The organism is Pseudomonas sp. NPDC085632 (genome assembly GCF_044541255.1).
Taxonomy (GTDB): Bacteria; Pseudomonadota; Gammaproteobacteria; order Pseudomonadales; family Pseudomonadaceae; genus Aquipseudomonas.
Genome location: NZ_JBITSX010000052.1, coordinates 1 through 11,673, shown reverse-complemented (window position 1 = coordinate 11,673; position 11,673 = coordinate 1). Strand labels below are relative to the sequence as shown.

12 protein-coding genes and 1 pseudogene are annotated in these 11,673 nt (G+C 58.0%); 5 read left to right on the top strand and 8 right to left on the bottom strand.

Annotation, left to right across the window (positions count from 1 at the left end; translation table 11 throughout):
- The 5 genes and pseudogenes from ACIF4X_RS24555 to hmpA form a co-directional block, all read right to left on the bottom strand.
- A pseudogene (locus ACIF4X_RS24555) lies at positions 1-745 on the bottom strand (cbb3-type cytochrome c oxidase subunit I); the annotation flags it as partial.
- Positions 746-748: 3 nt separating this feature from the next.
- Complete coding sequence (gene cyoA / locus ACIF4X_RS24550; protein WP_007916947.1) at positions 749-1,690, bottom strand: ubiquinol oxidase subunit II; 942 nt, start codon at positions 1,688-1,690, stop codon at positions 749-751.
- Positions 1,691-2,532: 842 nt separating this feature from the next.
- A complete protein-coding gene (locus tag ACIF4X_RS24545; protein ID WP_397484082.1) occupies positions 2,533-3,042 on the bottom strand; it encodes a disulfide bond formation protein B in 510 nt (169 codons plus the stop codon).
- Positions 3,043-3,067: 25 nt separating this feature from the next.
- A complete protein-coding gene (locus tag ACIF4X_RS24540; protein WP_397484081.1) occupies positions 3,068-3,628 on the bottom strand; it encodes an ester cyclase in 561 nt (186 codons plus the stop codon).
- A gap of 220 nt (positions 3,629-3,848) precedes the next feature.
- Positions 3,849-5,030, bottom strand: a complete 1,182-nt coding sequence (hmpA, locus tag ACIF4X_RS24535; RefSeq protein ID WP_397484080.1) for an NO-inducible flavohemoprotein — start codon at positions 5,028-5,030, stop codon at positions 3,849-3,851.
- A gap of 164 nt (positions 5,031-5,194) precedes the next feature.
- Here hmpA and norR point away from each other — a divergent pair, with 164 nt between their 5' ends.
- The 5 genes from norR (at position 5,195) to ACIF4X_RS24510 (ending at position 9,773) form a co-directional block, all read left to right on the top strand.
- Positions 5,195-6,754, top strand: a complete 1,560-nt coding sequence (norR, locus tag ACIF4X_RS24530) for a nitric oxide reductase transcriptional regulator NorR (protein WP_397484079.1) — start codon at positions 5,195-5,197, stop codon at positions 6,752-6,754.
- Positions 6,755-7,076: 322 nt separating this feature from the next.
- Positions 7,077-7,979, top strand: coding sequence for a chemotaxis protein CheV (locus tag ACIF4X_RS24525; protein ID WP_007916955.1), 903 nt, complete (start codon positions 7,077-7,079; stop codon positions 7,977-7,979).
- Between the two features lie 27 nt (positions 7,980-8,006).
- Complete coding sequence (locus ACIF4X_RS24520; RefSeq protein WP_397484078.1) at positions 8,007-8,465, top strand: GNAT family N-acetyltransferase; 459 nt, start codon at positions 8,007-8,009, stop codon at positions 8,463-8,465.
- A 148-nt stretch (positions 8,466-8,613) separates the two neighbouring features.
- A complete protein-coding gene (locus tag ACIF4X_RS24515) occupies positions 8,614-8,940 on the top strand; it encodes a hypothetical protein (protein WP_397484077.1) in 327 nt (108 codons plus the stop codon).
- An 83-nt stretch (positions 8,941-9,023) separates the two neighbouring features.
- Positions 9,024-9,773, top strand: a complete 750-nt coding sequence (locus tag ACIF4X_RS24510; protein ID WP_397484076.1) for a YkgJ family cysteine cluster protein — start codon at positions 9,024-9,026, stop codon at positions 9,771-9,773.
- 174 nt (positions 9,774-9,947) lie between these two features.
- Here the strand turns inward: ACIF4X_RS24510 and ACIF4X_RS24505 are convergent, their stop codons facing one another.
- The 3 genes from ACIF4X_RS24505 to ACIF4X_RS24495 form a co-directional block, all read right to left on the bottom strand.
- Complete coding sequence (locus tag ACIF4X_RS24505) at positions 9,948-10,187, bottom strand: hypothetical protein (RefSeq protein ID WP_064120536.1); 240 nt, start codon at positions 10,185-10,187, stop codon at positions 9,948-9,950.
- A gap of 111 nt (positions 10,188-10,298) precedes the next feature.
- Positions 10,299-10,604 (bottom strand): type 1 fimbrial protein, encoded by a 306-nt coding sequence (locus ACIF4X_RS24500; protein WP_397484075.1) that lies wholly within the window; start codon positions 10,602-10,604, stop codon positions 10,299-10,301.
- Positions 10,605-10,876: 272 nt separating this feature from the next.
- Complete coding sequence (locus ACIF4X_RS24495; protein ID WP_397484074.1) at positions 10,877-11,239, bottom strand: DUF6124 family protein; 363 nt, start codon at positions 11,237-11,239, stop codon at positions 10,877-10,879.
- Between the last annotated feature and the right edge of the window lie 434 nt (positions 11,240-11,673).

Genomic DNA, 11,673 nt, shown 5'->3' with positions numbered 1-11,673 from the left:
GTAGCGGTCAGGATCGGGAACGAAGCCACGATCAGAACGTTTGCCCAGGTGCAGGTCCAGGTGAAGATCGGCATGTCCATCAGTTTCATGCCAGGGGTACGCATTTTCAGTACGGTCGCGAGGAAGTTAACCCCCGTTAGCGTCGTACCTAAACCGGATAGCTGTAGCGCCCAGATGTAGTAGTCCATGCCCACGCCAGGGCTGTATTGCAGACCCGACAGCGGTGGATAGGCAACCCAACCGGTCTTGGCGAATTCGCCGACGCCCAGGGACAGGTTGATCAGTACTACGCCGGATACCAGCAGCCAGAAGCTCAGGGAGTTCAGGAACGGGAACGCAACGTCACGCGCACCGATCTGCAGCGGCACTGCAAGGTTCATCAGGCCGGTGAAGAATGCATCGCCATGAAGATGATCATGATCACACCGTGAGCGGTGAAGATCTGGTCATAGTGTTCAGGTGGCAGGTAGCCAGGCGAACCCTCGGTGGCCATGGCCAACTGGGTACGCATCATGATGGCGTCGGCAAAACCGCGCAGTAGCATGACCATGGCGACGATGATGTACATCACGCCGATTTTCTTGTGGTCAACCGAGGTCAACCACTCGGTCCACAAGTAGGTCCACTTCTTGAAGTAGGTGATTGCAGCGAACAACGCCAGACCACCGAGCGCGATCATGGAGATGGTAATCATCACAATCGGTTCGTGGAAAGGAATCGCTTCCCAACTTAATTTACCAAACATCGTTTACTCCTCTGCCCCGGCAGCTGAATGCGAACTCGAGTCAATTTCCGTGGCCGCCACTTCTTTCTCTTTCTTCTCGTGCTTCAGCGGCTTGCCCGGCTTCATACCTTCGTACTTGTCGACGATGATCTGGAACTGGTTCGGCGTGACCGAGGAGTAGAGCTCGACTGGGTTGTTCTGGCTCGGTTTGGCAAGGGCCGCGTATTCAGCTTGATCAAGCTGTTTAGGTGACTTCTTGACTTCACTTACCCAGGCGTCGAAATCTTCCTGAGTGGTGGAGATAGCCTTGAATTTCATACCGGTGAAACCCGCGCCGCTGTAGTTGGCGGAGATACCGTCCATTTCAGCGTTGCGGTCAGCGATCAGGTGCAGTTTGGTCTGCATGCCCGCCATCGCGTAGATCTGGCCGCCCAGACCCGGGATGAAGAACGAGTTCATCACAGCGTCAGAGGTGATCTTGAAGTTGATTGGCGTGTGCGCCGGGAACACGATCTTGTTGACCGTGGCAATGCCTTGTTCCGGGTAGATGAACAGCCACTTCCAGTCCAGCGCGACCACTTCGATGGTCACCGGCTTGACGTCGGACTGAATCGGACGATACGGGTCCAGTTCGTGGGTCGAAATGTAGGTGATGTAACCCAGGGCAATGATGATCAGAACCGGGATGGTCCAGACTGCCACTTCGATTTTGGTCGAGTGCGACCATTTCGGGGTGTAGACGGCGTTCTTGTTCGACGCACGGTACTTCCAGGCGAACAGGAAGGTCATGACGATAACCGGCACGACGACCAACAGCATCAGCAGGGTCGCGGTGATGATCAGGTTTCGCTGTTCCAGGCCAACCTGGCCCGTTGGATTGAGCAAGGTCATGTTGCAGCCTCCCAGCAACAACGTGCCGAGCAGCGGCACTAGGCCTAGTAATCTGGGGTACCTGTTTTTACTCATCTCACGACCTCTAAAGCAGCTTGCGCAATGCAGTTGGGTTTTGATCGCCAACACTTCACCCTGCCAAGGGTTGGCATTTTCTTTGGATTGAATAAGGGCCGCCCGTCGCGCGTCAGACGCTCGACAAAACCTGGGACAGCGGTCAGTTCTTATTCGAATTCGTGGTCAAAGGCCTTGTTACAGACCAATTCCATTTGGTGCGGAAAGTTGGAAGGCACCGACACCTGGGTGTCTTGAAAGCCTTTCGACTCGCTCGACACCCGACTTTCTGCGCAGCGCCTTAATAAAAAGCGTTCCTTAATAAAGGCTGAACAGTGCCGGGAATTCAGTGCGGGCGATTGTAGATAGGTAGCGCCCTATACACCATGTCTTATCCCGAAATAATTTTTATCCGTTCGAGCAACAATCCATCGCCATTTTTGCAAAAGTTCCGCATGTTATCGAAAACATTTCTCAACAAAAACACCAAAAATTGTAAGTGTACCCGCGTCAGTTCAGACAGCTCTGAAGGCTTTTTCCTAAGGCTCGAACAGCGCAAGCCCCGATAACCCAAGGCTTTTGGCCATATGCCAGCGCTTGTTAAAACTGCCTGCTCTGGCACTCGCGTGCTAAAGCCGAAAACCGCCGAAACAGACCAATCCTTTTTTGTAACAACGGCCGATTCCATGTCACTGAAGCGGCCTGCGACACGGCGTGTGTGACAACATGTCGCACACCCGCCACACCCTCCCTTGCTATCCGTCACGGTGTTTTCACAAACACTCTGAAATGCAAAACGCCTCGATTGGCTGATACGCAAATCGAGGCGTTTTCTGTATCGGCCAGACTGCCGATTAGTTGATTCAGCGCAGTGCTTTTCGGTTACGCGAGGTCAGCAACGGCACCAGGATCACCACCAGCACGAACGCCACCAGCGCCCATTGCGCCAGCGACAGGCCGAGGATCGGCGGGTACGGCGTCGAGCAGAAACCGTCGACCTGGAAGCCCAGCGGGAAGATCTTCGCCAGTGGCAGATCATCGACAATTGGCTGCAGCACATCGATACCGCAGCTCACCGCCGGATAGAACTGGGTGTACACGTGATGCCCGGCCACAGTGGCACCGGCAATCGCGCAAAGCACCACCAGTACTTCGAACACGGTGATGCTGCGACGGGTGCGCATGGCCGCGCCGATGAACGCAAACAGCGCGATCAGCAGCAACGCATAGCGCTGCAAAATGCACAGTGGGCACGGCGCTTCGCCGAGCACGATTTGCATGTACAGCGCACCACCGATCAGTGCCAGGCAGATAATGCCCAGCAGCACCAGAAAGCGCCGTTCACGTCCCAGTCGAATCGTTTCCTCGCTCATCGCGTTTCCTTTATATGTCCATGGTTCAGCTGGCTGGCGGCTGCGCTTGCAGTTGCGCCATCAAGCTGATGTTGTCTTCGATATGCCAATTGGCCGCGATGCGACCCTTGTCGATCTGATAGATATCGGTTGCCCGGAAGTCTACACGCTGCCCCTGCCCTTTGAGAGCCTTGAACGTACCGCTGAAGTGCCCGCGAAAGTGCAGATGCACCACCACGCGGTCACCGGCGATGATCATTTGCTCGATGTCGCAACTCAAGTCCGGCACCGCCGCGCGAAAGAACTTCGACGCCAGCAACGGCCCGCTCGGCCCCTGCACCCGGCCTTCGGGTGGCGTCTGGTCGACAAATTGCGGCGACAAGGCTGCCGTGGCAAGGGCCTCTTCACCGGAATTCCAGAAACTGCCGTAACGCCGCGCGGCCAGTGTCATAGCTTCAACCTGTGCCGTGGGCAGACTCTGATCGACGATCAGGGTCTGCGGTTTTATCAGGGCAGGTTCGGCAGAAGCAAAGGGGCTGGCCAGCAACGCGGCTGAAAGACCGATAGCTGCGAAGCTGAAACGACGGGTGAGGGTGAAGTGCGACATGGGGGCGATCCTGATCAGGTCAACGAACGAGCGCCTATCATCAGCATCGGGGAATAAACGATAAACCGGTTAAGAAACGATTAACCTTTAAACAGAATTTAACAATCAGCACCGCGTAACGGCCTTCGCGAGCAAGCTCGCTCCCACATTGGATCTGCGTTGAACACAAATCCCCTGTGGGAGCGAGCCTGCTCGCGAATGAAGACAACTCGGTTCCGGATTACTCCAAAGCAGAAGCCGGCCCAAAGAACTCATAACGGCTCTGCTGCTCCGGTACACCCAGCGCTTTCAAATGCCGCTTGATCGCACCCATGAAACCTTTCGGCCCAAGGAAGTAAGCATCGACATCACGCTGCTGCGGCAACCACTCGCCCAGCAACTCCTGACTCAACATGCCAACCTTGTCCGCCGCCGGGCTCAGGCCGTCATCTTCGGCGTAGCAGTAAAAGCGCTTCAGTTGCGGGTGACGCTCAGCCAATTCATCAATCCAGTCACGGAACGCATGCACGCTGCCGTTGCGCGCGCAGTGGATAAAGTGCACCGGCCGCTCGGTTTCCAGCGCCGCTTCAAGCATCGCCAGGGTCGGGGTAATGCCGACGCCGCCACTGATCAGTACCAACGGTTTGTCGCTCGCGGTCAAGGTGAACTCACCCGATGGCGGGAACAGCTGAATGCTCGCGCCGACGTGCAGTTGATCGTGCAAGTGGTTGGACGCACGGCCACCCGGTTCGCGTTTGACGCTGATGCGGTACTGACCGTTGTTCGCCAGTGCCGACAGTGAGTAGTTGCGGCGGATTTCTTCACCATCGAGGATCAGCTTCATGCCAATGTACTGACCCGGCTCGGCTGCGAGAATCGGGCCTTTGTCTGCCGGTTCGAAGTAAAACGAAATGATTTCCGCGCTCTCCTCGACCTTGGCCGCAACGATGAACTCCCGCGCCCCGCGCCAGCCGCCGACGGCTTGTTCTTTCTGGTCGTAGATGGCGGTTTCGGCGCCGATCAGGATGTCAGCCAGTTGCCCGTACGCTGCACCCCAGGCGCTCATTACTTCGGGCGTAGCGATCTCTTCGCCAAGCACTTCAGAAATCGCACGCAACAGGCAGGCACCGACGATCGGGTAGTGCTCCGGAAGGATCTGCAGGGCGACGTGCTTGTTGATGATCTTCGCCACCAGATCGCCCAACTGGTCGAGCTGATCGATGTGCCGCGCATACATCAATACGCCGTTGGCCAAGGCGCGCGGCTGATCACCGCTGGCCTGGTGCGCCTGGTTAAAGAGTGGGCGGACCTCAGGGTATTCAGAGAGCATCATGCGGTAAAAGTGAGTGATCAGCGCTTCACCGCCGCTTTCCAGCAGAGGCACGGTGGATTTGACGATGGCACGATCCTGGACGCTAAGCATAAGAATGACTCCTGAGCTTTCTTGAAAAGTTACCTTAGTGTTATCAGGTTCCGTGCCAACTTTTTTATCTATATAAATCAATCACTTGAAAATTTCGTAGTCATAAAGACTCAAAGACCTTTATAGTCATCACGACTACATCTTGTCTCTTTGACTACAAGACCATGACCGCCAAATCCCTGCTGACTGCTCTGCTGCCTCTGGTTTCCGATCTATCCCGTGAATTGCCCGAGGGCGAGCGTTACCGACGCCTGCTCGAAGCCATGCGCGCCCTGCTGCCCTGCGATGCGGCGGCGTTATTGCGTCTCGACGGCGAAGCACTGGTGCCGCTGGCGGTGGACGGTTTGAGCACCGACACCCTCGGCCGGCGCTTCAAAGTCAGTGAGCATCCGCGCTTCGAGATTCTCCTGAGCGGTGCCGGCCCCACACGATTCGCCGCCGACAGCGATTTGCCCGATCCTTATGACGGCTTGGTCGATGGCCTCGACGAACACCTCGAAGTCCATGATTGCCTCGGCTGTCCTTTATTCGTCGATGAGAAACTCTGGGGCCTGATCACCCTCGACGCCCTCGACCCCGAGCGTTTCGAACCGATCGAACTGGATGCCCTGCAAGCCTTCGCCAGCCTCGCCTCGGCCACGGTCAACGCTGCCGAACGCATTCAACGCTTGGCCAATCGCGCTGAGGACGAGCACCAGCGCGCCGAGGTTTATCGCCAGGCGAGCGGCCAGCAGAATCGCGAGATGATCGGCCATAGCAAGGCGCTGAAAAAACTGGTTGAGGAAATCAATCTGGTCGGCGGCAGCGATCTGACCGTGTTGATCACCGGCGAAACCGGGGTCGGCAAAGAACTGGTCGCCCAGGCGATCCACGCCGCCTCACCGCGCGCCGACAAACCGATCATCAGCCTCAACTGCGCCGCCCTGCCGGATACGCTGGTAGAAAGCGAACTGTTCGGCCACGTGCGCGGCGCCTTCACCGGCGCCACCAGCGACCGTCGCGGCAAGTTCGAACTGGCCAATGGCGGCACGCTGTTTCTCGATGAAGTCGGTGAGTTGTCGCTGACCGTGCAGGCCAAGTTGTTGCGCGTGTTGCAGAGTGGTCAATTGCAGCGTTTGGGGTCGGACAAGGAGCATCAGGTCGATGTGCGCCTGATTGCCGCGACCAACCGCGACCTGGCCGAAGAAGTGCGCAGCGGTCGCTATCGCGCCGACTTCTACCATCGCCTCAGTGTGTATCCGCTGCGCGTGCCGGCGCTGCGTGATCGTGGTCGCGATGTGTTGTTGCTCAGCGGTTTTTTCCTCGAACAGAATCGCTCGCGCATGGGCCTCAACAGCCTGCGCCTGAACAGCGACGCCCAGGAAGCGCTGCTCGCCTACACTTGGCCAGGCAATGTGCGCGAACTGGAACACTTGATCGGGCGCAGTGCGTTGAAAGCGCTGGGTCACTGTAAGGTGCGACCGAAGATACTCAGCCTGAGCGCAGCGGATCTGGATTTGCCGCGCGAGGCTGTGGATAACTCGGTTGAACCGGTAGCAGGTGCCATGGCGCAGATGCCGCTGATCAGCGGGGATCTGCGCAGTGCGACCGAGCAGTATCAACGGCGCTTGATCAGTGCGGCGCTGGAACGCAATCAGGATAACTGGGCGAGTGCGGCGCGGGAGTTGGGGCTGGATCGGGCGAATCTTGGGCGGATGGCCAAGCGGTTGGGGATGAAAGACTGAAAAACTTAAAAACTTAAAAGCTACCCTCACCCCAGCCCTCTCCCGGAGGGAGAGGGGGCCGACTGGGGGATATTGAAGAACTCCGCCGACGTGAAAGATCTTTACCGAATCCATAATCGACTCGGGCATTCAGGTCGATGTAAAACGCCAGACACCTCGGTCGGCCCCCTCTAACTCTGGGAGAGGGCTGGGGTGAGGGGCTTTTGATCTCGAGACCACCCGACAACTAACCTAAAGCCCACCCCTTTAACGCCGATAACCCGGCATCAATAGTTTCTGGCGATTTCCACCCTCGCCCACCACCTTTCCACAGAAGGTTCATATGTCCTCCACCAAAGCCCGCGCAGACTCACTTTCGCTTCTGCTGTTTACCTTGCGCAGCGGCAAGTTGATGGCGATCAACCTGCTGAAAGTCAGTGAAATCATCCCCTGCCCGCCGCTGACCAAACTGCCGGAATCGCACCCGCATGTGAAAGGCATCGCCACGTTGCGCGGCGCTTCGCTGTCGGTCATCGACCTCAGCCGCGCCATCGGCGAGCGCCCGCTGGAAGATCCGAATGGCGGCTGCCTGATCGTCACCGACGTCAGCCGCTCCAAGCAGGGTCTGCACGTTCAGGCTGTGAGCAAAATCGTTCATTGTCTGACCACCGACATCAAACCGCCGCCGTTCGGTTCTGGTGGCTCGCGCGCTTACATCACGGGCGTGACCTCGGTGGACGGCACGTTGGTACAGGTGTTGGATATCGAAAAGGTTATCCACAGCATCGCCCCGGCGCAGATCGAAATGGCCCCGACCGACCTGAGCATGGAAGACGCCGACGTGCTCGGCAATGCGCGGATTCTGGTGGTCGACGACAGCCAGGTGGCGCTGCAGCAATCGGTGCACACCCTGCGCAACCTCGGCCTGCAATGCCACACCGCACGCAGCGCCAAGGAAGCCATCGACTGCCTGCTCGACCTGCAAGGCACGGCGCAGCAGATCAACCTGATCGTCTCCGACATCGAAATGTCCGAGATGGACGGTTACGCCTTCACCCGCACCCTGCGCGAGACCCCGGACTTCGCCCACCTCTACGTATTGCTGCACACTTCGCTCGACAGCGCGATGAACAGCGAGAAAGCACGGCTGGCCGGGGCGAACGGCGTGCTGACCAAGTTCTCCTCGCCGGAACTGACCCACTGCCTGATCGAAGCGGCCAAACACGTCGCGGCGCACGGTCACTGAGTCTTGGCTGAGACGTACTGTTTTTTGATGCGGCGCGATCTTGTTCAGGACGCGCCGGATGCGCATTGGCCTGAAGGTATTGAACTGTGTACGTACGCCGTCGAACTGGCGGCGGACGTGCATCATTTGATGCAACTGGGCTACCGCGAGGGCGGCGGCCGAGTACCGGCGCTGGACACTTGGCGGCAGCAATTCGAGACCGATCCCGAATACGATCCGTCGCTGTGTTTTATTGCACGCGATGGCGAAGGCGTGGTCGGCGTAGCGCAATGCTGGACCAGTTCATATATCAAGAATCTGGTGGTGCATCCGCGCGTGCAGGGCCGAGGATTGGGCCGGGCGTTGTTGTTCAATGCATTCAAGGTGTTTCAGCAACGGCGCGAAGGGTTTGTTGATCTGAAGGTGCTGGAAGACAACCAGCGGGCGCAGCGCTTGTATGAAAGTGCCGGGATGTACGTAGTCCGCCGCGAGCTGGTGCCGGACTGATCCATCGCCATCGCCAGCAGGCGGGCTCCCACATTTGGAATGCATATCCCCTGTGGGAGCTAGCCTGCTAGCGATGGCGGCATCGCTGACAACTTTTCACCCTCAGGCACACTCCAACCTTGGCCACCCACGACCAAGGACGCCCACCATGAAAGCCATCGCCCTCAGCTTCTTCTGCCTCGCAGCCCTCGCCTCCCAGGCCCACGCCTCCAGCCCCGACGCCTGGGCCGCCTATGACAAAACCGTGCTCGCCAGTTGCACCAAGGCCAGCGGCCTGAAAAACGCCAAACCGGTCGGCACGCCTGCACAATTCGATGACCGCGTCGGCTACACCGCCGTGTTGCTGCAGGGCCAATACCCGCAAAAACACATGAAAGGCCAGCAAGGCACCGAGCTGTGTCTGTACAACAAACAGTCGAAAACCGCCTTTGTCACCGAGTGGGACTCGATCCGCGCGACCGGCAAAACCCGCTGAGTGGCGCATAACTTGCTTCGATCCGCGTCTGTGCGGTGGTTTTCCGCCACCGTTTCACACCCTGATTGAAGACAGATCGCTCAATGAACACGACGTTTTCCTGCGTAGGCTGCGGCAAATGCTGCACCGATCACCATGTCCCGCTGACCCTGGCCGAAGCCCGCATGTGGGCGGCGGATGGCGGGCAGGTGATCGTGCTGGTAGAGGCTTTTCTCGGTAACGGTCTGGGCCTGCCGGCGCAGCAGCGAGAACATGCCGAGCGGCGTTCAGCAGCGGTACGCAGCGGCGCAACGGACGCCCATGTGGCGATCACCTTTGCCGCGTACAACGTCGGTCCCTGCCGGAATCTTGACGAAGACAAGCTGTGCCGGATCTACGAGCGGCGGCCACTGGTGTGTCGCATTTATCCGGCGGAAATCAACCCGCATATCCCGCTCAACCCTGTCGCCAAGGATTGCCCGCCGGAGTCTTGGCAGCAGGGGCCGGTGTTGATTGCCGGCGGTGAGTTGGTCGATCGGGAACTGATTGAATTGATTCAACGTTCGCGCCAGGCGGATCGGGATGACATCGGCATCAAGGACGCGATTTGCGCGATGCTCGGGATTCGCACCACGGCGTTGAAGGGTGACGGGTTTACAGCGTATTTGCCGAATATGGATGCATTTGCGGCGGTGATTGATCAGGTCACCGCGCAACCGCTGACAACTGCGCCGAGTGAGTGGTTGTTTCATTTGTCTGGGGATGACGTGGCCGGGCAAGTGCTGGCGGCCGGGGCGCAGGTGGTGACTGAGCCGGCGCAGACCTATGCGTTTATCTCGCTACGGGCGGCTTGATCGGTTTTTTGCAAAAACCGAACTGGCCTCATCACTGGCAAGCCAGCTCCCACAGGTATCTCGGGCGTTCACATAATTTGTGTACGACACGGAACCCTGTGGGAGCTGGCTTGCCAGCGAAAGGGCCGGCACAGGCAGTATCAATCGCCGCGTTGACCGCAGGCAGGATAAAACTCAGCGCTTGCCCATCGAACGACGGGTACCCGGCGGTGCCATGCCTGGGGTCTTGGTGTGGCCGTTCTTGGCGCCGTTCTTGTACCACGGCTGGTTCGAGCCTTTGGCAGAGGCCAGCTCGCCCGGCTTGAACGGAAATTTGAACGCCGGGATATCGGCTTTGGTATCGCTGGTATCGGCCAGTTCAGCCGAGACATCGCTCACGGCGTCGTCAACCGGCGGCAGGGTCGGGGAAGTCATAAAAGCTCCGGAAAGCAAAAAGTCGGGCCCGATCAGTGAGCCGCGAAGGCGCGCAGTATACCTGTGCGCCATGGCTCGGCACCTGAAGATTTGCAGCGCACGCCGAACGGTTTACAGGTAAGTGATGGTGACGATGCCTTTGTCGGTCGAGGTCTTCAGCGCTTCGTAGCGCATGGAAATCGGCAGCGCCTGATGACTGCAGGCGTTGCGATCGGTGTCGACATCGACTTTCACGCCAGGTTTGATTTCGACCTGGCGAGAATCACGAGACGCAAACGCCCCGACCGGTCCGACCTGACAGCCCGAATCAACGATTTGACCGGTGAAGCGGATCTCGCCGGATTGACTGGCCGGCGCTGCAAACGTAGTGAGTGGAAACAAGAGAAGCACGCAGGGCAGTACGGTTTTCAGCTTCATTTCAAGACACTCCCGAAGTGGACGGCCCAGAGAACCCGGGCTACACAATGTTTATCCGCGTGCAGGGACGGATCTTGAGAAGCGTAGTGGGCAAATAAGTCCCTGATTGGGACTGATCGGTCCCTTTTTGGGACTGTTTAACAAAAATGGCCGTTAGATATGGGGTGCCCAATCAGACGTCTTCGCGAGCAGGCTCGCTCCCACAGGGGGACTGCGTTTCAAGCTGTGTGCGAGCCTGCTCACGAAGAACGATGACGCGGTGCTCAGACGGATTACGTTTGTGGATCAACCCTGTCCAGCGCCCGGTTTACCGCCAACTCGGCGAGCATGACGATCTGCTGGATCGCCAGCGCTGTACTGCGCTGCGGACGACTGAGCTGATCAGCCAGATCACCGGCCATGACATTGGCTGAAGCCAGCGATTCGCAGGCGTGGGCGAGCAGGCTTTCGGTGTCGATGTTCGGGTGGATGAGGAACATCGTGCTGGGCTGACGCGGTTTGACCGGTTCGGGACAGAGGTAGAAATCGAGAGCGCGCTTGATGGCTTCGCGGGTTTTGATCTGGTCGTCGGCGCGGATGGCGTTTTCGAGTGGGGTTGTGGGATCGATGGGTGGATCTGGAACTGGCTTAGTCATTGGAAACCCTATTTTGCAAATGGGAGCCATCCCTTGCCGTTTCTCACGCGGCGAAGTGGGTGGCAGCTATGTGCGGGGTGAGAAACCGGAAAAATAGGAAACCGGCCAGACCGAAGTCTGCCCGCACATAGCCGCCATGAAGCACTTGCAGGCAGCGGACAAGCCGCCGGCAATTATGCGGACTGATGGACTGAATCACTAATTTTTCAGGGTTCTCACACCCGATCACCGAGTTTTCGGCGACAACCAGAGACTAGAGAGCGCACGTCCGACGGACAACCTGAAAACCTTGTGGGAAGGTTCTGGTTATTTGACACAGATTTAAACAGTCAAAAGCCAACCCTGATCTGGCTTAATGATTCTGGACACCCCTAAAGGGCGTTAATCTACGCCCAACGAAGAGGTGTGATTTGACCAGACGATATTTTTCGACA

Coding starts and splice junctions, on each gene's coding strand:
- cyoA (WP_007916947.1), bottom strand. CDS start 1,690: ATGAGTAAAAACAGGTACCCCAGATTACTAGGCCTAGTGCCGCTGCTC.
- ACIF4X_RS24545 (WP_397484082.1), bottom strand. CDS start 3,042: ATGAGCGAGGAAACGATTCGACTGGGACGTGAACGGCGCTTTCTGGTG.
- ACIF4X_RS24540 (WP_397484081.1), bottom strand. CDS start 3,628: ATGTCGCACTTCACCCTCACCCGTCGTTTCAGCTTCGCAGCTATCGGT.
- hmpA (WP_397484080.1), bottom strand. CDS start 5,030: ATGCTTAGCGTCCAGGATCGTGCCATCGTCAAATCCACCGTGCCTCTG.
- norR (WP_397484079.1), top strand. CDS start 5,195: ATGACCGCCAAATCCCTGCTGACTGCTCTGCTGCCTCTGGTTTCCGAT.
- ACIF4X_RS24525 (WP_007916955.1), top strand. CDS start 7,077: ATGTCCTCCACCAAAGCCCGCGCAGACTCACTTTCGCTTCTGCTGTTT.
- ACIF4X_RS24520 (WP_397484078.1), top strand. CDS start 8,007: ATGCGGCGCGATCTTGTTCAGGACGCGCCGGATGCGCATTGGCCTGAA.
- ACIF4X_RS24515 (WP_397484077.1), top strand. CDS start 8,614: ATGAAAGCCATCGCCCTCAGCTTCTTCTGCCTCGCAGCCCTCGCCTCC.
- ACIF4X_RS24510 (WP_397484076.1), top strand. CDS start 9,024: ATGAACACGACGTTTTCCTGCGTAGGCTGCGGCAAATGCTGCACCGAT.
- ACIF4X_RS24505 (WP_064120536.1), bottom strand. CDS start 10,187: ATGACTTCCCCGACCCTGCCGCCGGTTGACGACGCCGTGAGCGATGTC.
- ACIF4X_RS24500 (WP_397484075.1), bottom strand. CDS start 10,604: ATGAAGCTGAAAACCGTACTGCCCTGCGTGCTTCTCTTGTTTCCACTC.
- ACIF4X_RS24495 (WP_397484074.1), bottom strand. CDS start 11,239: ATGACTAAGCCAGTTCCAGATCCACCCATCGATCCCACAACCCCACTC.